Consider the following 24,489-nt stretch of genomic DNA (forward strand, 5'->3'; position numbering starts at 1 on the left):
GGCACCGGTGAGAGCATACTCGCGGTGCGGGGGCACTGCGCCGATCAGCGTCTGCGGTCTGGATTATCGTTGACTCGATGCTCTCCCCGTCCTTCCCCCAGCGCGCCCCGTGGGGGACCGCGGACAAGCTCCGAGCCTGGCAGCGGGAGGCGCTCGAGGAGTATTACCGGGTGGACCAGCGGGATTTCCTCGTCGCCGCGACGCCCGGCGCGGGGAAGACGACCTTCGCGCTGACGCTCGCCGTCGAGCTCCTGCGGATGGGCGAGGTGAATCGGGTGATCGTGGTCGCCCCGACCGAGCATCTGAAGACGCAGTGGGCGGATGCGGCGGCGCGCGTGAGCATCCGTCTGGACCCGCGTTTCCGCAACAGCCACTGGGCGCCCTCCCGGCAGTATCACGGGGTGGTGGTGACCTATGCGCAGGTCGCCGCGCGCTCCAGCGTGCACCGGCATCTGACGGAGGATGCGAAGACGCTGGTCATCCTCGACGAGGTCCACCACGGCGGCGACGCTCTCAGCTGGGGCGATGCGATCCGTGATGCCTACGGCCCGGCACGCAGGCGGCTGCTGCTGTCGGGGACGCCGTTCCGCAGCGACACCGCGCCGATCCCGTTCGTGCAGTACCTGCCCGATGAATCCGGAGCGCGCGTCTCCCGCACCGACTACAGCTACGGATACGGTCGTGCACTCGCCGACGGCGTCGTGCGCCCGGTCCTGTTCCACATGTACTCGGGGAAGATGCGCTGGCGCACCAGCGCGGGGGACGAACTGGAGGCGCATCTCGGTCAGGACAACACGAAGGACGTGACCTCCCAGGCCTGGCGCACGGCGCTGGATCCGGAGGGGGAGTGGATGCCCGCGGTGCTGTCCGCTGCGGATCGCCGCCTCACGGAGATCCGGCGCCACATTCCGGATGCCGGAGGGCTGGTGCTCGCCACCGATCAGACCGTGGCGCGCGCCTATGCGGCGATCCTGCACCGGATGACCGGCGAGCAGCCCTCCGTCGTGCTCTCCGACGACAGCTCGGGATCGGAGCGCATCGACAGGTTCAGCCAGAGCACCCGGCGCTGGATGGTCGCGGTGCGGATGGTCTCGGAGGGTGTGGACGTCCCGCGGCTCGCCGTCGGAGTCTACGCGACGTCCTCCTCGACGCCGCTGTTCTTCGCGCAGGCGATCGGCCGCTTCGTGCGAGCTCGTCGCCGCGGTGAGGCAGCCAGCGTGTTCCTGCCGAATGTCCCGGTGCTGATGACTCTGGCGAACGAGATGGAGCGGGAGCGCGACCATGCGCTGGATCGGGTGGGCAAGGATGACGACGGCCTGGACGACTCGTTGCTGGAGAGCGCGAACCGTGAGGAGGATGCCTCGGATGCGCTGACGCAGGAGTTCAGCTATCAGGCGATCTCCTCGTTGGCACACTTCGACAGGGTCGTCTTCGAGGGACACGAGTTCGGCCAGCTCGCCGAACCCGGCACCCCCGAGGAGGAGGAGTTCATCGGTCTGCCGGGACTGCTCGACCCCGAGCACGTCCACGAGCTGCTCATGCAGCGCCAGGCCCGGCAGAGTCGGCTCAGACAGGAGCGAGAGGCCGCCGAGCCGGAGCGGGAGACGACGCTGCCCGCGCCTCTGCACCGCACGCTGCGTGAACAGCGCCAGCTCCTCAACAGTCTGGTCGGGCTGTACGCGCGTCAGAGCGGCCAGCCGCACGGAGCCGTGCACGCCGAACTGCGCCGCACCTGCGGAGGGCCGGCGGTCGCACAGGCGACGGTGACCCAGCTGCAATCCCGCATCGACCTGCTGCGCAAGCGCGTGCGCGCCTGAGGCCCGCAACTCGCCTCTCACCGCTCACCTCGGCTGCGTGTTCGTGTCACGTCGGCCGAAGCAGAGGCGCTGTGACTGCCGAGCAGGCGTCGGAAGGGCGGTTTTGGGGCATCCGAAAAGCTGTCAATCCGCGTCCTGGTGCGGATCGCGCACTGCTGTCCGGATACGGTGGAATGTCAGTCGGAGACCGGAGGATGGATGTCGGAGAGCGCAGTGCCCACGGAAGCGGATCGCAGGCAGTGGGCGCGCTACCTGGTCGAGGAGCGTGCGGAGGGGGCCGTCTACTCCCGCCTGGCCGGACGTCGGGAGGGCGAGGAGCGGGAGATCCTGCTCGGGCTGGCTGATGCGGAGCGTCGGCACGAGCAGCACTGGCTCACCCTGCTCGGCGGCGAAGAACCCGCGCGGCTCCCGAAGGCGGGGCTCCGGTCACGGATGCTGGGCTGGATGGCGGGTCGTTTCGGGTCGATCTTCGTGCTCGCGCTCGCGCAGAGCGCGGAGGCGCGCTCACCGTACGACGCCGAAGTGCACGCGACAGCGGCGATGCGCGCCGACGAGAAGGTCCATCATGAGGTGGTCCGGGGTCTTGCCGCCCGTGGCCGGCGGCGGCTGTCCGGATCGTTCCGCGCCGCGGTGTTCGGCGCCAATGACGGGCTGGTCTCGAACCTCGCGCTGGTGCTGGGGATCGGTGCGACGGGTGTCGGGTCCGGACTGGTCCTGTTCAGCGGCATCGCGGGTCTGCTCGCCGGCGCGCTGTCGATGGGGGCGGGCGAGTTCGTGTCGGTGCGGTCGCAGCGCGAGCTCCTGGCATCGACCGAGGAGAGCGGGGATGCGGATGCCGCTGCGGGCGACCTGGACATCGACGAGAACGAACTGGCGCTGGTGTATCGCGCGCGAGGCATGAGCGAGCAGGAGTCGCTGGCCCGCGCGACACGAGTCGTCGCGGCGGCGCAGGCCGGCATCCGTCGTGATGTCACCGGTCCGATCGGCGTGCACGGCGACCACGACATCGTCGGCAGGGATTGGACGGCAGCGCTGTCCAGCTTCCTGCTGTTCGCCTCCGGCGCGATCGTGCCCGTGCTGCCGTGGCTGTTCGGGATGTCGGGAACCGGGGCCATCATCCTCGCCCTCGTCCTGGTCGGCGTCGCGTTGCTGGGCACCGGCGCGATGGTCGGCATCCTCTCCGGCGGGCCGCCGCTCAAGCGCGCGCTGCGGCAGCTCGCGATCGGTTTCGGGGCCGCGGCCGTGACGTATGCCCTGGGCCTGGTCTTCGGCGTCGGCGCGGTGTGAGCATCCGGTGACCGCGGAGGGCGGACGGGCGCGCCCGTCAGGGCCGCGGCGCGAGCAGACCTGAGATCAGGACATCCTGCAGCAGCTCGCGGTCCTCGCCGTCCCCCAGGCGCACCGCGTGCTCGATGCCGCACACGAGACGCAGCACCGACGAGACCGTCAGCTCGTCGCGCACCTGCCCGTGCGCGATGGCGGCGTCCAGCGCCTGTGCCGCGCAGCGGTGGAGCTCTTCCCGCAGCGCGGACACCTCCTCGGACGCATCCGGGGCGGTGAGGACGGCCTGCAGACCCTCGTGAGCGAGCTGCGCACTCGTTCCGGCGCGGATCAGGTCGGTGAACGCTGAGGCGGGGTCGTCGGACTGCGCAGCCCGACGGGCGCTCTCGACGAGCTGTTCGAGCGGTTCCCGGTGCAGGGCCTCCAGCAGCGCGGTCACGGTCGGGAAATGGCGGTACACCGTGCCGACGCCGACGCCGGCGTCACGTGCCAGATCGTTGAGCCGCAGGTCGACGAGGGGCACCCTTCGTGCTGCGTCGAGAATGCGCTCTCGGGAGCGCGCTGCGTCGGAGCGGAGCTGATTCACAGCGTCATGATACCTAATCGGATGACATATCCGGTTACAGTGAATAAAACGGATCATTCATCCACTTACAGGAGAACCCATGAACTGGAACCCGAACGCACTGCCCGATCTGTCGGGCCAGGTGCATGCCGTCACCGGCTCGACCGGCGGGATCGGCTACTTCGCGGCCGAGCAGCTGGCCTCCGCCGGCGCGGAGGTGGTGCTCGTCTCGCGATCCGAGGAACGGATGCAGCACACGCAGGAGGTGCTCCGCTCTCACGTACCCGGGGCATCGGTCCGCTCGGTCCGTCTGGATCTCACCTCCCTCGACTCCGTCGCCGCCGCCGGTGCCGCGCTGGCGGAGCTCCCGCGGCTGGACGGCGTCTTCCTCAACGGCGGGCCCATGAACTTCTCCACGCGCGCGCGCACGCACGACGGGCTGCCGCTCATGGTCGGAGCCCACATGATCGCCAACGCGGCCCTGGCGATGGCGCTGCTGCCGCGTCTGGCTCGACAGGACCTCGGCCATTCGGCCCGCATCGTTCACGCGTCCACAGGATTCGTGACCAGGTTCGGGATGTCCGTGACCGACCTCGAGAAGACCCCGCGCACGGGGGTGGGCGCTTACACCAAGGCGAAGACGGCGACGGAGGTGTTCGCCCACGAGCTCGATCGGCGTCTCCGTGCGGCGGGCCTTCCGGTGTCCTCGATCATCACTCGTCCTGGAGTGGGGGTGGACGCGAAGACTCCGTCGCGACAGGGGATCAGTGGTGACGGCGTGCGGCGCCGGCGCAACCCGTTCACACCATGGGCGCAGGGCAAGGACGCCGCGGCGTGGTCGGGTGTGAGAGCCCTTTCGGACCCGGACGCTGAGGGAGGCGACTATTTCGCGCCGCGGGAGGGCATGCGCGGCGCGCCTGTCCTCGTGGCCTCCGATCCGCGCACGCGCACGCCGGAGCCCGGTGTCGCCCAGCGGGTGTGGGGTCGCGTCCTGGAGCTGTCCGGGGTTCACGCGGTGGTGTGAGGGCGGATCATCGCCCTCACACCACCGCGTCACCGGGGTGATGCGCTGGGGCGAGACGCGAGGGAGTCGGAGCCGCCCAGTCCTGCATGCGACGGCTCAGCCCGCTGAGGACCGCGCCGGGCGTGAGCCTCAGCGCGGCATCACGCAGGCTCGCCGACAGGCGTCCTTCCGCCTGCGCCACGCGGCCGGCCATTCGCGAGCGCCGGGCGATCGCACGGGTCCGCTGCCGCCGCAGTCGCGAATAGTCGGCCAGCGCGGTGTCGAGCCCACCCTCACCGCACCCTCTCAGCAGGACGGCGAGGGTCGCGGCGTCCTCGATCGCCTGTCCCGCGCCCTGCCCGAGGTTCGGGGTCATCGCGTGGGCGGCATCGCCCAGCAGCGCTGTGCGTCCGCGGACGAACGACGGGAGCGGCTCGGCGAGGTCGTGGAGATCGTGTCGAATGACCGCTCCTGCCGGGGTCGCACGGACGCAGGCAGGGATGGGATCATGCCAGTCTTCGAACAGGCGGAGGACGGTCCCGTGCTCGTCCTCGAACCTCGTGCCCGCGGGAGCGTTCGCCGTCGCGAACCAGTAGATCCGGCCGTCGCGCAGCGGCACGACACCGAAGATCCGACCACGGCCCCAGGTCTCGCCGGCCTCCTCGCGGATGTCGACGGGCTCGGCCGTGATACCCCGCCAGGCCGTGCATCCCGCGTAGCGGAGGCCCGTGTCGAGGCCGAGGCCGGTGCGCGTTCGACTGCGGATGCCGTCCGCCGCGACGACGAGGTCGAACTCCTCGAACTCGCCGCCCGCCGCGACACGGGGCGAGCCGTCCGAGGGCACGGTGGCCGTCCTGCCGGTCCGCACGGTGGTCGGCGCGAGCTGGTCGATGAGAGCACGATGCAGTTGCGCGCGGTGGATGCTGCGCATGGACGCGACGGCACTCGGGGGAAGCGTGGTCAGCCATGCACCCGAAGGCGTCCGCTGACCCGCGCGCATCGTCGCGATGGTGCTGCTCGAGACGTCGCGGACGGCATCACCGAGCCCCAGGATGTCGAGGGCGGCGAACGCGTTGCCGAAGAGCGTCAATCCGGCACCGGCGGGATCCGACGACCGCCGGCGCTCGAAGACCGTCACCTCATGGCCATCGGCCTGCGTTCCGGCGGCGAAGACGAGCCCGCCGACCCCTGCACCGATCACCGCGATGCGCATGGCGGCTCCTGACCCTCCCATGCCCCAACGCTACCGGCACCCGGCACGCACCGGCGCTCGGCCGCCCGGCTGTTCGATCGCTTCTCCGTCAGCGTCGGCCAGCCGTCGCGCTTCTTCTCGTGCCTGGAACGGGATCAGCCCCTGACCCGGAGTCTGGAACTCCTGATCAGAGGCTGATCTCACGACGTGCGCGAGGGGGGACTTGAACCCCCACGCCCTATGCGGGCACTAGCACCTCAAGCTAGCGCGTCTACCTATTCCGCCACCCGCGCAATGGTCGTTGCCGACCGAAGAACGACTCTAGCACGGCATGAACCGTGGCACGAAACGATCCGACGCTCGGGCGTGGCACGCTCTTCGATAGCCTGAGCACATGTCAGATTCGCCCCTGCCCGAAGTCGCACGGATCGCTCGCGACCTCATCCGCATCGACACGTCCAACCACGGCGGCGGCAGGTCCGAAGGGGAGCGGGAGGCGGCGGAGTACGTGGGCGCCCATCTGGAGTCTCTGGGGCTGGAGCCCGAGTACTACGAGCCCCTCCCGCGGCGGACGAACGTGATGGCACGCGTGCCCGGTCGCGATCCCCGGCGCCCCGCTCTCGTCGTGCACGGACACCTCGATGTGGTGCCGGCCGTGGCCGAAGAGTGGAGCGTCGACCCGTTCGCCGGAGTCGTGCGGGACGGCATGCTGTGGGGGAGGGGCGCCGTGGACATGAAGAACATGGACGCCATGATCCTCACCGCCGTTGCGGATCTGCTGCGTGCGGGCGAGCAGCCCGAACGGGACCTCATCCTCGCCTTCTTCGCCGACGAGGAGAACGGCGGCGTCGAGGGCTCCGGGCTCGTCGTCCGTGATCGACCGGAGTGGTTCGCAGGAGCCACCGAGGCCATCAGCGAGGTCGGCGGCTACTCGATCACCGTGGACGATCACCGCGCCTACCTGCTGCAGGTGGGTGAGAAGGCGCTGATGTGGCTCCGACTGGTCGCGAAGGGGAGGGCGGGGCACGGCAGCCGGTACCACGAGGAGAACGCGATCACGAGGCTCGCCGAGGCGGTCCTGGCCATCGGGCGCACGCGCTGGCCGATCCGGCTGACCCCGACCACCCGGGCCCTGCTCCAGGGGCTCGGCGAGCTGAGCGGACGCCCTGTCGACGATCCCGACGCACTGGCCGCTGCGGCGGGCCCCGCCGAGGCGTTCCTGCGCTCCACCTTCCGCACGACCGCCAACCCCACGGTCCTGCAAGCCGGCTACAAGCACAACGTGATCCCCGCCACGGCCGAGGCTCTCGTCGACGTCCGCGTCATCCCCGGCACCGAGGACGACGTCCTCGCACGACTCCAGGAGATCGTCGGCGACGACATCGAGATCCAGACCGTCGTGCGCGACATCGGCATGGAGACCCCCTTCAGCGGGAAACTGGTGGATGCCATGGTCGCCGCCCTCGGTCGTCATGATCCGGGTGTGCCCGTGATCCCGTACCTGCTGGGCGCGGGCACCGACAACAAGGCGCTGGCGTCCCTCGGCATCACGGGCTACGGCTTCGCCCCGCTGCGGCTGCCTGCTGATCTGGACTTCACAGGAATGTTCCACGGGGTCGACGAGCGCGTTCCCCTAGAATCGCTTGAGTTCGGCCGTCGTGTGCTGGCCGATCTGCTGCGCAGCTGCTGAGCGGCATCCGTTCTCGGCACACCGCCGCATGATCTCCAGAAAGCACGCATGAATCTGCTCGAAGCACTCTTCCTCGGCGTCGTCCAGGGACTCACCGAGTTCCTGCCGATCTCCTCCAGCGCCCACCTGCGCATCGTCGGCGCACTGCTGCCCTCGGGGGAGGACCCGGGAGCCGCGTTCACCGCCATCACGCAGATCGGCACCGAGGCCGCCGTCGTCGTGTTCTTCTGGCGCGACATCGTCCGCATCATCGGACGGTGGTTCCGGTCTCTGTCCGGCGGGGTGCCACGGGACGACCCGGATGCCCGGATGGGGTGGCTCATCATCCTCGGCAGCATCCCGATCGTCGCGCTGGGACTGGCCCTCCAGGACCGGATCGAGACGACCCTGCGCTCTCTGTGGATCGTCGCGATCATGCTGATCGGGTTCGGACTGCTCCTCGGCATCGCCGACCACATCGGCGCCAAGCGGCGGAGGCTCGACCAGCTCACCTACCCGCACGGCATCGCATACGGCATCGCGCAGGCACTCGCGCTGGTGCCGGGCGTCTCCCGGTCCGGCGGCACGATCACCATGGGGCTGTTCCTCGGTTACGAACGCGCGGCCGCCGCACGATACGCATTCCTGCTGGCCATCCCCGCAGTGTTCGGCAGCGGCTTCTACCAGTTGGTCAAGCACGGCGGCGATGCCGACCAGTACTTCAGCCTGTGGGAGACCTTCGCGGCCACGGGCATCGCCTTCGTGGTCGCGCTGGGGGTCATCGCGTTCTTCATGAACTGGATCTCCAAACGCAGCTTCCTGCCGTTCGTCATCTACCGCGTGCTGCTGGGCGGCGTCCTCATCGCGCTGCTGTCCACCGGGCTGCTCGCACCGAGCTGATCGGCGCGTCCGGCGCGTCTCCGGAGCCGGGGTCGACGGCTCTCAGCGCTTGTCGGAGCCGTCGCCGCGCCGGCGCAGATAGCGCTCGAAGGCCTGCGCGATGGCATCCCCGGAGGCATCCGGCGAGTCCCAGGTGTCCCTGGTGCGCTCCAGCTGACGGATGTACTCGGTCATGTCGTCGTCCTCGGCGGCCGCGGCGTCGATCGACGCCTCCCACGCGGCGGCCTCGGTGCGCAGATGCTCGCGCGCGGGCCCCACGCCGGTGAGCTCCTCGAGCCTGTCCAGCAGCGCCAGGGTCGCCTTCGGCGACGGCGTCGCGGAGGCGACGTAGTGCGGCACACTCGCCCATAGGCTCGCCGTGGGGATGCCGGAGTCCTCGGCGAAGTGCTCGAACACGCTGAGGATGCCCACGGGCCCCTCGTAGGTCGACTTGTCCAGGCCGTGCGCCTCGCGGACCCGGTCGTTCTGGCTGGCGGCGAAGATGGAGATCGGCCGGGTGTGCGGGACATCCGAGAGCATCGCGCCGAGGGTGATCAGCCCCGTGACGTCATCCCGCAGGGCGACGTCGAGGAGCTCCGTGGCGAAGGCCTGCCAGGCACGGGCGGGCTCGGCGCCGGTGAGCAGCCACAGCTCGGGTCCGTCGGTGACGGCTGTGGGGCGCCACAGGGCGGCCTCCGGCCACTGCAGCCGACGGCGTCCCGATGCGTCGGTCCGCGTCGACGGGCGGGTGTACTGGTAGTCGAAGTACAGCTCGGGGTCGACGGTGTGCACCCGCTCGTATGAGCCGGTGCCGCGCAGCGCGGCGATGGCGCCGCTGGCAGCCTCGCCGGCGTCGTTCCAGCCGTCGAACGCGGCGACGATGATCCGTGAGCCGAGAACGTCCACCGTTCCCCTTCCTGTGCGACCCGAAACCCTGTCTGCGGCCCCGGGGATATTCCTCCAGGCTAGCTTCCCGACGCCGGTGCGGGGTGTCAGACGTCTCATCGGAGTGCCCGGCTAGCATGGGTTCAGTGAGCAGCAAGCCCAGCGCAGTCCTGTGGGACATGGACGGAACCCTCGTCGACACCGAGCCGTACTGGATGAGCGCCGAGACGGCCCTGGTCGAGTTCTACGGCGGCACCTGGACCCACGAGGACGCGCTGGAGCTGGTCGGCAGCGGTCTGCACGGCAGTGCGGTGATCCTGCAGCGCCATGGCGTGCGCATGGAGGCGGATGCCATCGTGCAGCGCCTCACCGACGATGTCGCCGCCCGGCTGCGGACCGAGGGCGTCCCGTTCCGGCCCGGTGCGCGCGCACTGCTCTCGGAGCTGAAGGCGGAGGGCATCCCGTCCGCTCTCGTGACGATGTCGTTGAAGCGCATGGCGCGGGAGGTGGTCGCCCTCATCGACTTCCCGGCGTTCGAACTCGTCCTCGGCGGCGATGAGGCGCCCCGGCCGAAACCTCATCCGGATCCGTATCTGCAGGCGGCGCGGATGCTGGGGATCGACATCGCGGATGCCGTGGTCATCGAGGACTCGATGACGGGAGTCGCCGCAGGGCGGGCATCCGGAGCGGTGACCCTCGGTGTTCCGCACATCGTCCCGCTGGACGGGTCGGCGGCGCACGAGCTGTGGCCGAGTCTCGACGGACGCACCGTCGCCGACATCCGTGCGCTGCACGCACGCCACTCGAAAGAGGCCGCATAGTGGACGCGAGCCGGCCCAGAGGCCCGTTCCGGGAGGGCGACCGCGTGCAGTTGACCGGGCCCAAGGGCAGGATGCACACCATCACGCTCCGTGCGGACGGGAAGCTGCACACCCACCACGGCGAGCTCGCCCACAGCGCGCTCATCGGACAGCCGGACGGCTCTGTGGTCACCAACAGCGGAGGGCACGACTACCTGGCACTCCGCCCGCTGCTCCGTGACTTCGCGATGTCGATGCCCAGAGGCGCGGCGATCGTCTACCCGAAGGACTCCGCGCAGATCGTCATGCAGGCCGACATCTTCCCCGGTGCGGTGGTGGTCGAGGCCGGCGTGGGGTCCGGTGCCCTCTCGCTGGCTCTGCTGCGGGCGATCGGCGCCGAGGGGCGACTGACCTCGTTCGAGCGCAGGGAGGACTTCGCCGAGGTCGCGAAGGCCAACGCGGAGACGTTCTTCGGGAAGCTCCCGACCAACTGGCGCGTCACCATCGGGGATCTCGCCGAGCAGCTGCCCGCGCAGGTCGCGACCGGTTCCGTCGACAGGGTGGTCCTCGACATGCTCGCGCCCTGGGAGTGCATGGGCGCCGTAGCGGATGCGCTCACGCCCGGAGGCGTGGTCATCTGCTACGTGGCGACCGTCACGCAGCTGTCCAGGATCGCCGAGTGCATTCGCGGGATGGGCCTGTTCACCGACCCGGAGGCCTCCGAGACGATGGTGCGGGGCTGGCATGTGGAGGGCCTCGCCGTGCGACCCGATCACCGCATGGTCGCGCACACCGGCTTCCTGGTCACCGCCCGCCGTCTGGCACCGGGCGCCGTGCTGCCGGATGTGCGGCGCCGCGCCTCGAAGACCCGCTACGGCGACGAGGACGTCGAACTGTGGACCCCGGGCGCCCTCGGAGACCGTGAGATCACCGACAAGAACCTGCGCAAGCGCGTTCGCGAGGCCCGGAGGGCAGCCGAAGGTGCGCGCTACGCGGCCGCGTCGCGTGAGGACGCCGCGGCTTCGGAATAGACTGGGGCGCGTGCGTAAAACGACCGCGGCCCTGTCCGCTCTCGCCCTGTCCGCTCTCGTCCTGACCGGGTGCGGGTCGGCTCCGGCAACCAGCGACCCCGGGTGTGCGCGCGGCGACTCGCGCGCACTGGAGATGGCGGTGAACGCGACGGGTGACATCGGCTCGCCCACCGTGAACCTCACCTCGCCCGTGGTGACCTCGCAGGTGCTGCACGCCGACCTCGTCGCGGGCGAGGGTCCCGTCGTCCGCACGCCCCAGCAGAACGTCGTCGCCGTCGTCACGCTGCTGAGCGGGTCGACCGGGCAGGTGCTCCAGACCGCTCCCGTGATCTGGTCCTCCGACCTGATGGACGCGCAGCTGGGTGCGGGCGGCGCCGCCCTCGCATGCGCCGCGGAGGGGTCGCGAGTCGCCTTCGCGGTGCCCGCCGGGGATCTCCCCGACGGCATGGCGGAGCAGGCGGGCCTGCGACCCGACAGTGGTCTGGTCGGCACCATCGACATCCAGGAGGTGCTGCTTCCCCACGCAGAGGGGCGCGACGTCTTCAACGACGCGCACGGCCTGCCGACGGTGGTGCGTGCCGCTGACGGCCGCCCCGGCATCATCATCCCGGATGCGGCAGCACCGAAGAAGGCCGTCACGCAGACGCTCATCGAAGGGCGGGCGGACGCTGTCGGCGACGGCACCGCGATGTTCCAGTACACGGCGGTGGACTGGACCGATCGGACCGTCACCCGCTCGTCCTGGGACTCCGGCGTCGTGTTCGACGGCTCCGCACTGCCCGAAGAGGTCATGGATGCGGTGTCGGCGGCGACGGTCGGCTCGCAGCTGCTGGTGATCGTCCCCGGTGAGGACGCGGATGCCACCGCGTACGTCGTCGACGTCCTCGGTATCCTCCCCCCGGAGTTGGTCCGGGGATGACCCCGGCGCGGATCCCCGCGGAGGAGCGCCTGACGAACCTCGTCGTGGCGCTGATGGCCACGGAGATCGGGCTGACCAAGAAGCAGATCCTCGACAACGTCTCCGGCTATCGTCAGCGGATCGAGGAGGGAAAGAGCGTCGACTCGCTCGAGAAGATGTTCGAGCGGGACAAGGAGGATCTGCGGGCGCTGGGGATGCCCGTCGAGACCATCGGCGACCCTGCCGACCCGCAGGATCTCCGCGAGGCCAGGTACCGCATCCCGCAGGCGGAGTACGACCTCCCGCCCGACATCGAGTTCACCGCGGCGGAACTGGCGGTGCTCAAACTCGCCGGCAGCGTGTGGCGCAGTGAGTCGGTGTCCGCGGATGCGCAGGCCGGGGTCCGCAAGATCCGCGCGCTGGGCATCGACGGCGACGAGCCCATCATCGGCTTCGCTCCGCGCATCGACACGCGGGACCCCGCCTTTCCGGCGCTTCAGGAGGGGATCGAGCGCAATCGCGTCGTCGCGTTCGAGTATCTCAAACCAGGGGAGTCGGCACCCACGCACCGGCGGGTTCGCCCGTTGGCGCTCGTGGAGTACGAGTCGCGCTGGCATCTGTTCGGCATCGACGTCGATGCCGACGCCGAGCGCACCTTCCTGCTCAGCCGCATCATCAGCGAGGTGAAGGTCACCGCGAAGACCTTCGATCCCGCGCCTCGCGAGGGTGCCGCCACCAGGGCGCTGACGGGCCTCGAACAGTTCGCGGCCTCCCAGTCCGCGCTGTTGGAGGTGACCCCGGGCACCGAGGCGGCTCTGCGGTTGGGCCGACGGGCGGTGCCGGCCGCGCAGGGCATCAGGGTGAGCTACGTGGACCGGCACATCTTCGCCGACGAGCTGGCCGGCTACGGTCCGGAGGTGCGCGTGGTGGAGCCGGACGACCTTCGTGACCTCGTGATCCAGCGCCTGCAGGCCATCGTGGCCTCTCACGCGCATCCGGAGGGCCGAGCATGAGCACCGCACCGCTGCTGGCGGCCGACCGCGTGCGCCTGTACCTGACGCTCGTCCCATACCTCCTCGAGCGCGGCCAGGTCACCCTCGACGAGGCGGCCGCAGAGTTCGGGGTGACCCGCGCGCAGATGCGTGCGATGGTGGAGAAGCTCACCGTCATCGGTCTGCCCGGTGAGGCGGGATACTGGCAGCTCCCGCAGGAGATGTTCGACATCGACTGGGAGCTGCTCGACCAGCACGACATCATCGAGATCACCAACGACGTCGCGCTGCGCAGGGTGCCGCGCTTCACGGCGCGGGAGGCCGCCGCGCTCCTGGCGGGGCTGCAGTTGGTCGCGGCGGTGCCGGCCGTCGCCGATTCGGAGCTGGTCTCGGGCCTGATCGCCAAGCTCTCCCGCGGCTCCGCGGACGCCCCGCCGGAGCTCGTGATCGCGCCCGTTCGCGTCACGGAGGTGCAGCGGGCGGTGTCCCGCGCGCTGCACGACGGTGTGGCCGTGTCGTTCCGGTATCAGGCACCCGATGCGCAGCCCACCATCCGGACCGTCGACCCGTTGCAGCTCAAGATGACCGACGGTCAGTGGTACCTGCAGGGCTGGTGCCATCTGCGCCAAGCCATGCGCACGTTCCATCTGGACCGGGTGAGCGATCCGCAGCTGACGGACATTCCCATCACGCACGCCGACGCACCGATTCCGGCCGAGATCGGCGGCGGGACGGCATCCGATCACGTCACGGTGCGACTGCCGGAGCGGATGCTGCCGTTGCTGCTGGGCGCGTTCCCCCATGAGGAGATCGAGAGGACGGAGGCCGGTGTGACGGTGCGGATCGGCATGGCGGACCCGCGGGGAGTCAAACGGATCGCCGGTCGGTTCGGCGGTGCGCTGGAGGTGCTGGATCCGCCCAGCGCGCGAACCGCCACACGGGAGTGGGCGGCAGCCGGTCTGGATCTCTATGGTGTACCTCGGGCGGACGATGCCCGGGTAGACTGAACCGCAACCGACCCACAAGAGGAGTTCTCCATGGGCAATCTCTTCGCAGGCCCGCACCTGTGGATCATCCTGATCATCATCCTGCTTCTGTTCGGCGCGGCGAAGCTGCCTGCGCTGGCGAAGAGCCTCGGCCAGTCCGCTCGTGTCTTCAAGGGCGAGATGAAGGCGATGAAGGAGGACGACGCGCCGGAATCCGGCACGGACAGCGCCCCGGCCGCATCGACCGGCACCGAGACCGCGGCGGCCGAGAGTCCTGCCGACCAGGACACGCCGCCTCGAGCCTCGTAGGTCGTGACGGAACTGAGCGTCGACGCGCCGTCCGAAGGGAGGCACGATCGACGGATGTCGCTGGGCGAGCACCTCCGTGAGGCTCGCAGACGCCTGATCATCGCGGTCATCGGCCTCGCCGTGGGCATGGTCATCGCGTTCATCATCACCGATCACGTCATCAAGTTCATGGCGATCCCCATCGAGATCATCAACGAGGAACGCGGCAAGGAATTCGCCGAGCTGATGTTCACCAAGATCACCTCGGGGTTCAACCTGCGCATCCGGATGGCGCTGTCGATCGGCCTGCTGCTGTCCGCCCCGGTGTGGCTGTGGCAGATCTGGGCCTTCGTCATGCCCGGCCTGACGAAGAAGGAGATCAAATACACGGTCGCCTTCATGAGCGCCGCCGTGCCGCTGTTCTTCGCGGGCGGGTTCGTGGCCATCTGGGTCGCCCCGCACGTCATCGAGGTCATGTCGGGATTCGTGCCCGAGGTGGGCAAGAACTTCCTGGACTCGGACTACTACTACGACTTCATCCTCAAGTTCATCCTCGTCATCGGCGTCTCCTTCGTGCTGCCCGTCTTCATGGTGGCGTTGAACATCGCGGGCGTGCTCAGCGGGCGGACGATGCTCAAGGGCTGGCGTGTCGCCGTCCTCGTCGCAGCGCTCTTCGCGGCGATCGCGACGCCGGCGGCCGACATCACCTCGATGTTCCTGCTCGCGGGGATCCTGATCGTGCTGTACTTCGCCGCTGCGCTCCTGTCGCTCCTGTTCGACCGGCGCAAGCGCAACCGGCAGATCGCGTCGGGGCTCGATCCCGATGCCTCTGCCGCATGACGACGCACGCTGAGCGCTACGCGGCGGCACAGGCCGCCGCACGGCACCCCCGCAGCACTGCGTTCGCCGCATCCCAGCGCTTCGAACTCGATCCGTTCCAGGTCGAGGCATGCCAGACGCTGGAAGCGGGGCGGAGCGTGCTCGTGGCGGCGCCGACCGGTGCGGGCAAGACGATCGTCGGCGAGTTCGCGATCCATCTGGCCATGCAGACGCCGCACGACAAGGCCTTCTACACGACGCCGATGAAGGCGCTGTCGAACCAGAAGTTCCGTGAACTGGTCGACGTGTACGGCGCGGACCGGGTGGGCCTGCTCACCGGGGACGTCAACATCAACGGCAGCGCGCGCGTCGTGGTGATGACCACCGAGGTGCTGCGCAACATGCTGTACACCGGCTCAGATGCGCTCCGCGGTCTTCGGTACGTGATCATGGATGAGGTCCATTATCTCGCCGACCGATTCCGAGGGCCCGTGTGGGAGGAGGTGATCCTGCACCTCGCCGAGGACGTGCGCCTGGTCGCCCTCAGCGCGACGGTCTCGAACGCGGAGGAGTTCGGCGACTGGCTGGACACCGTTCGCGGTGACACGGACGTCATCGTCTCGGAGACCCGCCCCGTCCCGCTGGAGCAGCATGTGCTGGTACGGGGCGATCTGCTTCCGTTGTTCGACGACCGTGCCGGGGCCGCGACCGCGCAGGTCAACCAGGAGCTGTTCCGCATCCGCTCCTCCGCGGGCTCCCGTCACGACGGGAACCGGCGGGCGCGACAGTACCGCAGCGGACGGCACGCCGGGCGGCAGTCTCAACCGCCGAGCCGCGGGGGAGGACGTACCCTGCGCCCATCCCAGGCGCATCGGATCGAGCGCATGGACAGGCCCGACGTCGTACGCCTGCTGGAGCGTGCTCACCTGCTCCCGGCCATCTTCTTCATCTTCAGCAGGGTCGGCTGCGACGCCGCCGTGCAGCAGGTGCGCAGAGCGGGCATCCGGTTGACCTCGCACGAGGAGCGCACCGAGATCCGGGAGATCGTCACGGACCGCACCAGGTCGCTGCAGGACGAGGACCTCGACGTGCTGGGGTTCTGGCAGTGGCGGGACGACCTCGAGCGCGGCGTCGCCGCGCACCACGCCGGTCTGCTTCCGGCTTTCAAGGACGTCGTGGAGGAGCTGTTCCAGCGCAAGCTCGTCAAGGCCGTCTTCGCCACGGAGACCCTCGCCCTGGGCATCAACATGCCCGCCCGCACGGTCGTGCTGGAGAAGATGGAGAAGTTCAACGGCGAGGCCCGGGTGGCCATCACATCGGGGGAGTACACGCAGCTCACGGGGCGTGCGGGCCGACGAGGCATCGACATCGAGGGGCATGCCGTCGTGCAGTGGAGCGAGGGCATGGATCCGCAGGCCGTCGCCGCGCTCGCATCGCGGCGCACGTACCCTCTGAACTCCAGCTTCCGCCCCACCTACAACATGGCCGTCAACCTCCTCGGACGTTTCGGTCGCTCGCGGGCCAGGGAGATCCTGGAGTCCTCCTTCGCACAGTTCCAGGCCGACCGGGCGGTGGTGGGACTGGCCCGCAAGGTCAAAGAGGCCGAGGCGTCGATGGAGGGCTACCTGGGGCCCATGCAGTGCGAGCACGGCGACTTCCTGGAGTACGCGGGCATGCGACGTGAGCTCAGCGATCTCGAGAAGAAGAACCGCAGGGATACCGGCGGATCCCGTTCGACCCATGACAAGCGCATCCGCCAGATCCAGGGTCTGCGGACTCGCATGCAGCGACATGGCTGTCACGGATGCCCGGAGCGGGAGGTCCACGCCCGCTGGGCGGAGCGGTACTTCCGGCTCAAGCGCGAGACCGACCGGATCCGGCGTCAGATCCAGACGCGGACCGGCACCGTGGCGCGCACCTTCGATCGCGTCATCGACGTGCTGCAGGTCGTGGGATACCTGGAAGGGGAGGAGGAGGCCCTGACCCTGACGGATGCCGGACGCACCATGCGCCGCATCTACGGGGAACGCGACCTGCTCGTTGCGGAGTCGCTGCGAAGGGAGCTGTGGCGCAGCCTCGACGCCCCCTCACTCGCCGCCATGGCCAGCTGCCTCGTCTACGAGCCCCGACGCGACGAGCAGAACGCGGGGGAGCGGGGGATGCCTCGCGGGGCTTTCCGGATCGCGTACGACGCGACGACGCGACTGTGGGACGAACTGGACACGATCGAGAACGACTTCTCGCTGCCGCGCACGGAGCCTCTTGCGCCGGGATTGGCATCCGCCATGCACTCGTGGTGCCGGGGCGGTGCGCTGGAGCGCGTGCTGACGGACGCCGACATGTCGGCGGGAGACTTCGTGCGCTGGGCGAAGCAGACGATCGATCTGCTCGATCAGCTCTCGATCGTCTCCGAGGACGACGAGCTGGCGCGCACGGCCCGGCGGGCGCTGGACGGCGTCCGCCGGGGAATCGTCGCATACTCGGCGGTGTGAGGATGGCGCATCGACGAGAGCGTCCACGGGCGCGTCCGCGCATTCCGCTGTGGATCGCCGTCTGGATGGCCGCGGTGGCGGGACTGCTGATGAGTGCGGCATTCCCCGCCGTCGCGATCTGGCCGGCCGCGCTCGTCGCCGTCGCCATCCTGCTGGTGGTGCTGGACGGCCGCCGGCTCGGCGGAGCGCTCCTGATCTCGACGGTGTACGGTCTGGTCCTCTTCTCACTGCTCGTGTCGTGGACGGCGCGCTACCTGGGTCCGGTGCCGTGGCTCGCGCTGACCGTCGTCGAGGGTGTGCTGACAGGTGTGTCGCTGGTGCTGATCTCACTGGCCTACCGCTGGGTGCCCCGGGCGTGGCCGTGCTTCCGCTCCGTGCTGCTCCCGGCCGTCGTGGCGGCGCTGTGGACCGTGCATGAGATGTTCCTCGGCGCATGGCCGTACGGCGGGTTCCCGTGGGCCCGACTGGGCATGACCCAGGCCGAGGGTCCCTTCGCACCCGTCGCCTCCTGGATCGGGGTGAGCGGATTGAGCTTCCTCATGGTGTTCGCGGTCGCGCTGGTCGTCGAGGCTGCCCGATCATGGTCCGTGCACCGGGCACGGGTGCTCATCGCCCCGGCTGCCACGCTGCTCGTGCTGCTGCTGACCCCCCTCTTCCCGACCACCCCGCAGGGCACGATGAGGATCGCGGCCGTGCAGGGGAACGGGCCCACCGGCTACTTCGACACGCGGGCGCAGTACAGCGTCATCGATGCGCAGATGGCGGCCACCGAGCCGCTGGAGGGGCGTGGTGCGGACCTGGTAGTGTGGCCGGAGGGAAGCGTCGACTACGACCCGTTCCAGGACGCCTCGACGGCACGGCGTCTGGCGCGGGTGGCCGCGAGGATGGATGCTCCGGTGCTGGCCGATGCCGCGACGGAACGCGGCGACGACGTCTTCAACACGGCGTTCCTGTGGACGCAGGAGGGCACGGCGACTGAACAGCATGACAAGCGTCACCCGGTGCCGTTCGGGGAGTACGTGCCGGACCGCGCTTTCTTCAACGCGCTGGCGCCGGACCTGATCGGCCTGATCGGGCGAGAATACACTCCCGGCACGAACCCCCCGCTCGTGCGTGTCGGAGACACGGCCGTCGGACTGGCGATCTGCTTCGACGTCATCTACGACGAGGTCATCCGCGAGGGCGTGCAGGGCGGCGCGCAGGTGCTCGTGTTCCAGACCAACAACGCCGACTTCCGCGGCACCGACGAGAACCTGCAGCAGCTGGGCTTCGCCCGGATGCGGGCGATCGAGACGGGGCGCAGCGTGGTCAACGTCTCGACGGTGGGCACCAGCCAGGTGATGCGGCCCGACGGGACGACCGTGGCGAGCCTGGACGCGGATGAGGCCGGAGCGCTGCTCGAGGATGTCGAGCTGCGGTCCGGCCTCACGGCAGCGGTGTTGCTGGGCCCGTGGGTGCAGCTGACGCTGCTGGTCGCGGGCGCGGGTGCGCTGGCGACCGCCGGCTGGAGAGCGCGGCGGCGGTGACTCAGGCGCCGAGGCGCTCTCGGGTCGGGTCGTCGCCGCCGCCGCGTCGGGCGCGCACGTAGGCGAGGCGATCCGCGAGGATCTCCTCGAGCTCCTCGCGGGTGCGGCGCTCCAGGAGCATGTCCCAGTGCGTGCGGGCGGGCTTCTCCTCCGACTCGTCGAGCTTCACGGATGCGCCGTCGACCTGCAGCACGGCGTCCGCACTGCAATTGCGGCACTCCCAGGTCTGGGGAGGCTCGGCTTCCGCCGAGAACATGAGGGTGGTCTCGTGGCCGCACGCATCGCACTTGTAGGTGGTGGCGCGCCGCTCCATGAAGACGACGCCCTCTTCGCTCTGAAGGCTCTGGGCACCCAACCGGATGCCTCGAAGGCTGCGATCTGCCATTTTGTGGTCCTCTCGTCGCTGTCAGGTATAACGGTCGCGCCTGTGCGCTTCATCCACGGGAGCCGAGTGCGTGCCGAACTCACAGCGGAATCCCAGGGCCTCTGGTCCCCGGCTCGCCCGCGGGGTCAGATCGTGCTCAGCGCCAGGTCGGCACGATTGGTGACGATGCCGTCCGCGCCGGCATCGATGAGACCGCGCATGGCGTCGGGGTCGTCGACGGTCCACACGTGGACTTCGACACCGGCACGGTGCGCTGCGCGTACGAGGACGGGAGTGAAGACCTGCACGCCCGCGTGCCTTTCCGGGACCTGTATGGCGTCGATGCCCTTCAGCACGCGCGCAGAGGGGAGACGCAGTCCGGAGAGCAGTCGCAGACGGATGATGGCGGACCTGCCGGGTGCGGTCGCGGGGCGCAGCGCGGCTCCCGCGTACGCAGCGGATTCCAGCGCTGCCGTCCTGTTGCGCTCCGAGAAGCTGGTGATGAGCACTCGGTGCGCGTGTGCGGCGACCGCGCGGCCCGTCGGCTCGGCGGCCTCGGCGGCCTTCACGTCGATGTTGAAGCGGATCTCGGGGAAGGCATCGAGCGCGTCTGCGACGGTCAGCAGCCCGCCATGGTCCTCGAACATCCGGGAGAGCTCCGCGGTGCGCACCTCCGCCACGGCGCGTTCGTCTCCGGCCAGCCGCTGCAGCGTCGGATCGTGCAGGAGCACCGCATCACCGTCGGCGGTGGCCCGGCAGTCCGTCTCGATGTACTCGACGCCCGCCGCGTGAGCTGCCGCGAAGGCCCCTGCGGTGTTCTCCCACAGCGACGAGTCCGCGCTCGACTCGGGGAGCAGCCCGCGATGGGCGAGGACGCGCGGATGCCGTGCCCCTGCGAAGTACGGGTGGGTCACGCCGAGGGGGGCAGGGTGCCGTCGCCCTGCCTGGGGGCGAATGCGCCGCCGAAGTTCTTCAGGGCGTCTGTCAGCTCGCTGGGGATGATCCAGAGCTTGCTGGACGCGCTCTCACTGATCTTCGGCAGAGTCTGCAGATACTGATACGCCAGGAGCTTGTCGTCGGGGCGGCCCTCGTGGATCGACGCGAACACGTTCTGAATCGCCTCGGCCTCGCCCTGTGCGCGCAGCACGGCCGCCTGCTTGTCGCCCTCAGCGCGGAGGATCGCGGCCTGCCGCTCGCCCTCGGCTTCGAGGATCTGCGCCTGCTTGGAGCCCTCCGCGGTGAGGATGGTCGCGCGGCGCTCGCGCTCCGCGCGCATCTGCTTCTCCATGGAGTCCTGGATGGACACGGGCGGGTCGATCGCCTTCAGCTCCACTCGCGACACGCGGATGCCCCACTTGCCGGTGGCCTCGTCGAGGACCACCCGCAGCTGACCGTTGATGTTGTCCCGGCTGGTGAGAGCCTCTTCGAGGTTCAACCCGCCCACGACGTTGCGCAGCGTCGTCGTGGTGAGCTGCTCCACGGCGCCGAGGTAGTTGGCGATCTCGTAGGTCGCGGCCCTGGCATCCGTCACCTGGAAGTACACCACGGTGTCGATGGAGACGACGAGGTTGTCCTCCGTGATCACCGGCTGCGGCGGGAACGACACGACCTGCTCGCGCATGTCGATGAGCGGGCGCAGCCGGTCGATGAAGGGGACCAGCAGGTTCAGACCGGGCTGCAGGGTCTTGTGGTACCTGCCCAGCCGCTCCACGACGCCCGCCGTCGCCTGCGGGATGATCCGGATCGACCGGGCGAGTGTGACCAGGACGAAGATGATGACGGCGATCGCGAGGATCCAGGCGATCGCCGCGGGCAGGAACGAGGAATCGTCCATCGGTGCTCCTAATCGTTGACGGGGCGGACGACGGCTGTCGCGCCGATGATCTCGGCGACGGCCACCCGACTGCCCTCGCTGATGGGTGCGCCGTCGATGCTGCGGGCGGTCCAGGTGTCGCCGTTGCTGAGCTTGACCTGGCCGGAGATGCGGGTGATGTCCTGCAGAGCCGTACCGTGCAGATCGATGATCGCGGCCATGTTCGACGGGGTCGGATCCTCGCCGCGACGGAGCCGATGCAGGAGAGGCGGGCGCAGGAAGAGGATGAACAGGGCCGCCGCGACGGCGGCGATGATCACCTGCGCCCACAGCGGAAGGCCCACGAGGTCGGCGACGAGACCGAGGACGCTGCCGAACGCGAGCATGAGAAAGGTGAAATCGAGCGTCATCATCTCGATGACGAGGAACAGCGCGATGAGCACCAGCCAGCCGATCCACGCCCACTGTTCGAGGCCCGTGATGAATGCCGAGAAACCGTCCATGCGCCCTCCTGCGGTCAACCTATCACGCAGGGGCCGCCCGGGGACGCCGCCCGTGCCGTTGTAGGGTTGGGAGGTCGCCATCCCGGCGGCCTTCCGCATCATGAGGAGTCAGGAATGACCCAGGTTCTGCCCGCCGGATCCCTCGACGGCAAGGTGGCGCTCGTCACCGGTTCGTCGCGCGGGATCGGCGCCGACACCGTCCGCATCTTCGCTCAGGCCGGCGCGGACGTCGTCATCAACTTCCGCAACAAAGCGCCTCGCGCCGAGAAGCTGGCGACTCAGCTGCGTGAACTCGGCGGCCGCGTGCTCACCGTCGGCGCGGACCTCACCGATCCGGCCTCCGTGGCGGCCATGTTCGACAGCGTCGGGGCGGAGTTCGGCAGGCTCGACATCCTCGTACTGAACGCCTCGGGCGGGATGGAGTCCGGGATGGCGGAGGACTACGCGCTCAGGCTCAACAGAGACGCGCAGGTGGGGGCGCTCAAGGCCGCCGAGCCGCTGATGGGCGAGGGGTCCCGCGTCGTGTTCGTCACGAGCCACCAGGCGCACTTCATCCGCACCACGCCGACGATGCCGGAGTACGAAGCCGTCGCCACGTCGAAACGCGCGGGCGAGGACGCGCTGCGCGAGCTCATCCCGGGGTTGGCGCAGAAGGGCATCGGGTTCACCGTCGTCTCCGGGGACATGATCGAGGGGACGATCACCGCGAAGCTGCTCGAGCGCATGAATCCCGATGCCATCGCCGGTCGCCGCGAATCGGCCGGGAAGCTCTACAACGTCGCGGAGTTCGCCGCGGAGGTCGCGCAGGCCGCTCTGGATCCGGTCCCCGCCGACAACACGCGCCTGGTCGGCGACGTCTCGGACTTCGCCGCCGAATAGTCCGCGGGGCGATCAGCTCGCGGGGCCGGTGCGCAGTTCCTCGGCCACGAGCTTCGCGTCCCTGCTGAGGGTGATCGCGCGGGCGATCTGCAGGACTCCCAGCACGACCAGCGAGATGCCCGCGAGCCACCAGAGCATGACGATGTAGAACGGGGAGAACAGCAGCACGACCCCGGCGATGATGCTGAGGATCGCGTAGACGATCGTCCAGGTCCGGGAGCGAGTGCCGCCGCGCAGGGACAGCGCCACGACTCCGTCGACGATCCAGGTGATGCCCAGCAGGATGGCGATGAACAGCGCGAGCGAGGCCGTGAAGGCGAACAGGTTCACGAAGGCGAGGATGCCGCCTGCGACGTACAGCACACCGAGCAGGACATGACCCAGCCGTGCCCATCCGCCCGTGCTCCGGGAGAAGACGCCGGTTCCGATGTAGATGAGCCCTTGGATGATGAGGTAGGAGGCGAGGACGCCGGCGAAGAAGACGGCCGTCTTCGTCGGCGCGACGAGGATGAAGACGCCGAGGACGAGCATGATGACGCCGGAGACGGCGAGGGAGGTGCGCACGGCGGACAGGAAGCTCTTCGCCGCGGGGGAGACGTCGGTCATGACGATGGTCCTTTCTGAGAACCTCCTGTGTGTGATGACACCGACAGCGTAGCCGCAGAGCGCACGGGGCGACAGGCCTTCGCGCGGCGGACGCACCGCGTGTCGGTCCAGAGTGCGAGCATGGGGGGATGATGCCGGATCAGTCCCGAGACGATGCTCGTCTACGCGAGCTCGTCGCGCTGCGGCGCGTGCGGGACAGGATCGACCGCGAGTACGCCCAGCCACTGGATGTGGAGTCTCTCGCGCAGGGCGCGCACATGTCCGCCGGGCATCTCAGCAGGCGCTTCAGACACGCATACGGCGAGTCCCCGTACTCGTACCTGATGACCAGGCGGGTGGAGCGGGCGATGATGCTGCTTCGCCGCGGCGGGCTGAGCATCACGGAGGTCTGCTTCGCCGTGGGCGGCTCTTCATTGGGGACGTTCAGCACGCGGTTCACCGAGCTCGTCGGCGTTCCGCCGAGCGTCTACCGCGAGCACGGCGCCGCGCAGACTGTCGGAATGCCCGCGTGCATCGCCAAGCAGGTCACCAGACCGGTCAGGAATCGAGAAGCGGCGGGTGCTCCTGCTCTCTAGCGTGGAGGCATGAATGCGATCGAGAGCATCACCCTCGAGGTGAACGACCTGTCCGCCGCCGAGGCCTTCTACACCTCGGCATTCCAGATCGGCGACCGTCTCCGACTGGTCGACGGCGACTCCGCCACAAGCGGCTTCCGCGGGTTCACCCTGTCGCTCGTGGCCTCTCAGCCCGCGGACGTGGACGCGTTGCTGCGCAGCGCGACCGATGCGGGAGCCACCGTCCTCAAACCGGTGGCGAAGACGCTCTGGGGCTACGGCGGCACCGTGCAGGCCCCGGACGGCACGATCTGGAAGGCGGCGACCTCCGCGAAGCGGAGCAGCACGGACGGGGCGCTCCGCTTCGACTCGCTCGTGCTGCTGCTCGGTGTCGAGAAGGTCGCCGACTCCCAGCGCTTCTACGTCGACCGGGGATTCGAGCGGGGGAGGAGAGTCGGCAACTACGCCGAGCTCGGGGCTTCGACGGATGCCGTCCGTCTCGCCCTCTACAAGCGTTCCGCTCTCGCGAAGGACGCCGGAGTCCCCGTGGACGGCAGCGGATCGCATCGGCTGCGAATCCATCCGACGACCGGACGGTTCACGGATCCCGACGGTTTCCGCTGGGAGTGACGAGGGTCATGTGCCTA

General features: G+C 69.4%; 25 protein-coding genes and 1 tRNA gene. 17 read left to right on the top strand and 9 right to left on the bottom strand.

The genetic code is table 11. From position 1 onward, the window contains the following. Nucleotides 1-77 precede the first annotated feature (77 nt). Together ABD770_RS12545 and ABD770_RS12550 are read left to right on the top strand one after the other, a co-directional pair. Nucleotides 78-1,817 carry a DEAD/DEAH box helicase gene (locus ABD770_RS12545; RefSeq protein WP_344820011.1) on the top strand — a complete coding sequence of 580 codons (1,740 nt, stop codon included), beginning with the start codon at nucleotides 78-80 and terminating at the stop codon, nucleotides 1,815-1,817. Between the two features lie 198 nt (nucleotides 1,818-2,015). Further along, on the top strand, nucleotides 2,016-3,104 hold the full coding sequence (locus ABD770_RS12550; protein ID WP_344820012.1) for a VIT1/CCC1 transporter family protein: 1,089 nt from the start codon (nucleotides 2,016-2,018) through the stop codon (nucleotides 3,102-3,104). Between the two features lie 37 nt (nucleotides 3,105-3,141). Here the strand turns inward: ABD770_RS12550 and ABD770_RS12555 are convergent, their stop codons facing one another. Then, nucleotides 3,142-3,684, bottom strand: coding sequence for a TetR/AcrR family transcriptional regulator (locus ABD770_RS12555; protein WP_344820013.1), 543 nt, complete (start codon nucleotides 3,682-3,684; stop codon nucleotides 3,142-3,144). A 79-nt stretch (nucleotides 3,685-3,763) separates the two neighbouring features. On the opposite strand from ABD770_RS12555, the gene ABD770_RS12560 reads away from it, so the two are divergent. Beyond that, complete coding sequence (locus ABD770_RS12560; protein ID WP_344820014.1) at nucleotides 3,764-4,687, top strand: SDR family NAD(P)-dependent oxidoreductase; 924 nt, start codon at nucleotides 3,764-3,766, stop codon at nucleotides 4,685-4,687. A gap of 16 nt (nucleotides 4,688-4,703) precedes the next feature. On the opposite strand, the gene ABD770_RS12565 is transcribed toward ABD770_RS12560, so the two are convergent. Further along, nucleotides 4,704-5,900: an FAD-dependent monooxygenase gene (locus tag ABD770_RS12565; protein WP_344820015.1), complete on the bottom strand. Its 1,197-nt coding sequence runs from the start codon at nucleotides 5,898-5,900 to the stop codon at nucleotides 4,704-4,706. Between the two features lie 166 nt (nucleotides 5,901-6,066). Then, a tRNA-Leu gene (locus ABD770_RS12570) sits at nucleotides 6,067-6,151 on the bottom strand. A gap of 101 nt (nucleotides 6,152-6,252) precedes the next feature. On the opposite strand from ABD770_RS12570, the gene ABD770_RS12575 reads away from it, so the two are divergent. Beyond that, complete coding sequence (locus ABD770_RS12575) at nucleotides 6,253-7,548, top strand: M20/M25/M40 family metallo-hydrolase (RefSeq protein WP_344820016.1); 1,296 nt, start codon at nucleotides 6,253-6,255, stop codon at nucleotides 7,546-7,548. Nucleotides 7,549-7,596: 48 nt separating this feature from the next. Beyond that, entirely contained in the window at nucleotides 7,597-8,427 is an 831-nt protein-coding gene (locus ABD770_RS12580) for an undecaprenyl-diphosphate phosphatase (RefSeq protein ID WP_344820017.1), read from the top strand. A gap of 42 nt (nucleotides 8,428-8,469) precedes the next feature. Here ABD770_RS12580 and ABD770_RS12585 read toward each other — a convergent pair whose 3' ends face one another. Then, nucleotides 8,470-9,312: a PAC2 family protein gene (locus tag ABD770_RS12585; RefSeq protein WP_344820018.1), complete on the bottom strand. Its 843-nt coding sequence runs from the start codon at nucleotides 9,310-9,312 to the stop codon at nucleotides 8,470-8,472. Nucleotides 9,313-9,428: 116 nt separating this feature from the next. On the opposite strand from ABD770_RS12585, the gene ABD770_RS12590 reads away from it, so the two are divergent. The 9 genes from ABD770_RS12590 to lnt are packed head-to-tail and all read left to right on the top strand — an operon-like array spanning nucleotide 9,429 to nucleotide 19,123. Continuing rightward, nucleotides 9,429-10,112, top strand: a complete 684-nt coding sequence (locus ABD770_RS12590; RefSeq protein WP_344820019.1) for an HAD family hydrolase — start codon at nucleotides 9,429-9,431, stop codon at nucleotides 10,110-10,112. Next, entirely contained in the window at nucleotides 10,109-11,122 is a 1,014-nt protein-coding gene (locus tag ABD770_RS12595; protein ID WP_344820434.1) for a tRNA (adenine-N1)-methyltransferase, read from the top strand. Before ABD770_RS12590 ends, ABD770_RS12595 begins: the two co-directional genes overlap by 4 nt. 10 nt (nucleotides 11,123-11,132) lie before the next feature. Further along, nucleotides 11,133-12,041 carry a hypothetical protein gene (locus ABD770_RS12600; protein WP_344820020.1) on the top strand — a complete coding sequence of 303 codons (909 nt, stop codon included), beginning with the start codon at nucleotides 11,133-11,135 and terminating at the stop codon, nucleotides 12,039-12,041. Then, the gene (locus ABD770_RS12605; RefSeq protein WP_344820021.1) at nucleotides 12,038-13,033 is read left to right on the top strand and encodes a helix-turn-helix transcriptional regulator; all 996 of its coding nucleotides are present in this window, start codon (nucleotides 12,038-12,040) and stop codon (nucleotides 13,031-13,033) included. Before ABD770_RS12600 ends, ABD770_RS12605 begins: the two co-directional genes overlap by 4 nt. Then, nucleotides 13,030-14,019 carry a helix-turn-helix transcriptional regulator gene (locus ABD770_RS12610; protein ID WP_344820022.1) on the top strand — a complete coding sequence of 330 codons (990 nt, stop codon included), beginning with the start codon at nucleotides 13,030-13,032 and terminating at the stop codon, nucleotides 14,017-14,019. Before ABD770_RS12605 ends, ABD770_RS12610 begins: the two co-directional genes overlap by 4 nt. A 30-nt stretch (nucleotides 14,020-14,049) precedes the next feature. Continuing rightward, complete coding sequence (locus ABD770_RS12615; RefSeq protein WP_344820023.1) at nucleotides 14,050-14,307, top strand: twin-arginine translocase TatA/TatE family subunit; 258 nt, start codon at nucleotides 14,050-14,052, stop codon at nucleotides 14,305-14,307. A 3-nt stretch (nucleotides 14,308-14,310) separates the two neighbouring features. Next, a complete protein-coding gene (gene tatC, locus ABD770_RS12620) occupies nucleotides 14,311-15,126 on the top strand; it encodes a twin-arginine translocase subunit TatC (protein WP_344820024.1) in 816 nt (271 codons plus the stop codon). Beyond that, nucleotides 15,123-17,597, top strand: a complete 2,475-nt coding sequence (locus tag ABD770_RS12625) for a DEAD/DEAH box helicase (protein ID WP_344820025.1) — start codon at nucleotides 15,123-15,125, stop codon at nucleotides 17,595-17,597. Before tatC ends, ABD770_RS12625 begins: the two co-directional genes overlap by 4 nt. 2 nt (nucleotides 17,598-17,599) lie before the next feature. After that, nucleotides 17,600-19,123: an apolipoprotein N-acyltransferase gene (gene lnt / locus ABD770_RS12630; RefSeq protein ID WP_344820026.1), complete on the top strand. Its 1,524-nt coding sequence runs from the start codon at nucleotides 17,600-17,602 to the stop codon at nucleotides 19,121-19,123. 1 nt (nucleotide 19,124) lies between these two features. Here the strand turns inward: lnt and ABD770_RS12635 are convergent, their stop codons facing one another. From ABD770_RS12635 to ABD770_RS12650, 4 genes are all read right to left on the bottom strand, one after another. Continuing rightward, on the bottom strand, nucleotides 19,125-19,508 hold the full coding sequence (locus tag ABD770_RS12635) for an RNA polymerase-binding protein RbpA (protein ID WP_344820027.1): 384 nt from the start codon (nucleotides 19,506-19,508) through the stop codon (nucleotides 19,125-19,127). 125 nt (nucleotides 19,509-19,633) lie between these two features. Then, entirely contained in the window at nucleotides 19,634-20,401 is a 768-nt protein-coding gene (locus ABD770_RS12640) for a glycerophosphodiester phosphodiesterase family protein (protein ID WP_344820028.1), read from the bottom strand. After that, nucleotides 20,398-21,321: an SPFH domain-containing protein gene (locus tag ABD770_RS12645; RefSeq protein ID WP_344820029.1), complete on the bottom strand. Its 924-nt coding sequence runs from the start codon at nucleotides 21,319-21,321 to the stop codon at nucleotides 20,398-20,400. Before ABD770_RS12645 ends, ABD770_RS12640 begins: the two co-directional genes overlap by 4 nt. An 8-nt stretch (nucleotides 21,322-21,329) precedes the next feature. After that, complete coding sequence (locus tag ABD770_RS12650; protein ID WP_344820031.1) at nucleotides 21,330-21,803, bottom strand: NfeD family protein; 474 nt, start codon at nucleotides 21,801-21,803, stop codon at nucleotides 21,330-21,332. A 114-nt stretch (nucleotides 21,804-21,917) separates the two neighbouring features. Here ABD770_RS12650 and ABD770_RS12655 point away from each other — a divergent pair, with 114 nt between their 5' ends. Next, on the top strand, nucleotides 21,918-22,682 hold the full coding sequence (locus ABD770_RS12655; protein WP_344820032.1) for an SDR family oxidoreductase: 765 nt from the start codon (nucleotides 21,918-21,920) through the stop codon (nucleotides 22,680-22,682). A 12-nt stretch (nucleotides 22,683-22,694) separates the two neighbouring features. Here ABD770_RS12655 and ABD770_RS12660 read toward each other — a convergent pair whose 3' ends face one another. Further along, on the bottom strand, nucleotides 22,695-23,288 hold the full coding sequence (locus tag ABD770_RS12660; protein ID WP_344820033.1) for an HdeD family acid-resistance protein: 594 nt from the start codon (nucleotides 23,286-23,288) through the stop codon (nucleotides 22,695-22,697). A gap of 131 nt (nucleotides 23,289-23,419) precedes the next feature. On the opposite strand from ABD770_RS12660, the gene ABD770_RS12665 reads away from it, so the two are divergent. Further along, entirely contained in the window at nucleotides 23,420-23,863 is a 444-nt protein-coding gene (locus ABD770_RS12665) for a helix-turn-helix transcriptional regulator (RefSeq protein WP_344820435.1), read from the top strand. A 9-nt stretch (nucleotides 23,864-23,872) separates the two neighbouring features. Next, nucleotides 23,873-24,472 (top strand): glyoxalase, encoded by a 600-nt coding sequence (locus ABD770_RS12670; RefSeq protein ID WP_344820034.1) that lies wholly within the window; start codon nucleotides 23,873-23,875, stop codon nucleotides 24,470-24,472. Nucleotides 24,473-24,489 lie beyond the last annotated feature (17 nt).

It is taken from the genome of Microbacterium soli, assembly GCF_039539005.1.
GTDB classification, from domain to species: domain Bacteria; phylum Actinomycetota; class Actinomycetes; order Actinomycetales; family Microbacteriaceae; genus Microbacterium; species Microbacterium soli.

Coding starts and splice junctions, on each gene's coding strand:
- ABD770_RS12545 (WP_344820011.1), top strand. CDS start 78: ATGCTCTCCCCGTCCTTCCCCCAGCGCGCCCCGTGGGGGACCGCGGAC.
- ABD770_RS12550 (WP_344820012.1), top strand. CDS start 2,016: ATGTCGGAGAGCGCAGTGCCCACGGAAGCGGATCGCAGGCAGTGGGCG.
- ABD770_RS12560 (WP_344820014.1), top strand. CDS start 3,764: ATGAACTGGAACCCGAACGCACTGCCCGATCTGTCGGGCCAGGTGCAT.
- ABD770_RS12565 (WP_344820015.1), bottom strand. CDS start 5,900: ATGGGAGGGTCAGGAGCCGCCATGCGCATCGCGGTGATCGGTGCAGGG.
- ABD770_RS12575 (WP_344820016.1), top strand. CDS start 6,253: ATGTCAGATTCGCCCCTGCCCGAAGTCGCACGGATCGCTCGCGACCTC.
- ABD770_RS12580 (WP_344820017.1), top strand. CDS start 7,597: ATGAATCTGCTCGAAGCACTCTTCCTCGGCGTCGTCCAGGGACTCACC.
- ABD770_RS12590 (WP_344820019.1), top strand. CDS start 9,429: ATGGGTTCAGTGAGCAGCAAGCCCAGCGCAGTCCTGTGGGACATGGAC.
- ABD770_RS12605 (WP_344820021.1), top strand. CDS start 12,038: ATGACCCCGGCGCGGATCCCCGCGGAGGAGCGCCTGACGAACCTCGTC.
- ABD770_RS12610 (WP_344820022.1), top strand. CDS start 13,030: ATGAGCACCGCACCGCTGCTGGCGGCCGACCGCGTGCGCCTGTACCTG.
- ABD770_RS12615 (WP_344820023.1), top strand. CDS start 14,050: ATGGGCAATCTCTTCGCAGGCCCGCACCTGTGGATCATCCTGATCATC.
- ABD770_RS12625 (WP_344820025.1), top strand. CDS start 15,123: ATGACGACGCACGCTGAGCGCTACGCGGCGGCACAGGCCGCCGCACGG.
- lnt (WP_344820026.1), top strand. CDS start 17,600: ATGGCGCATCGACGAGAGCGTCCACGGGCGCGTCCGCGCATTCCGCTG.
- ABD770_RS12635 (WP_344820027.1), bottom strand. CDS start 19,508: ATGGCAGATCGCAGCCTTCGAGGCATCCGGTTGGGTGCCCAGAGCCTT.
- ABD770_RS12645 (WP_344820029.1), bottom strand. CDS start 21,321: ATGGACGATTCCTCGTTCCTGCCCGCGGCGATCGCCTGGATCCTCGCG.
- ABD770_RS12650 (WP_344820031.1), bottom strand. CDS start 21,803: ATGGACGGTTTCTCGGCATTCATCACGGGCCTCGAACAGTGGGCGTGG.
- ABD770_RS12655 (WP_344820032.1), top strand. CDS start 21,918: ATGACCCAGGTTCTGCCCGCCGGATCCCTCGACGGCAAGGTGGCGCTC.
- ABD770_RS12660 (WP_344820033.1), bottom strand. CDS start 23,288: ATGACCGACGTCTCCCCCGCGGCGAAGAGCTTCCTGTCCGCCGTGCGC.
- ABD770_RS12665 (WP_344820435.1), top strand. CDS start 23,420: ATGCCGGATCAGTCCCGAGACGATGCTCGTCTACGCGAGCTCGTCGCG.
- ABD770_RS12670 (WP_344820034.1), top strand. CDS start 23,873: ATGAATGCGATCGAGAGCATCACCCTCGAGGTGAACGACCTGTCCGCC.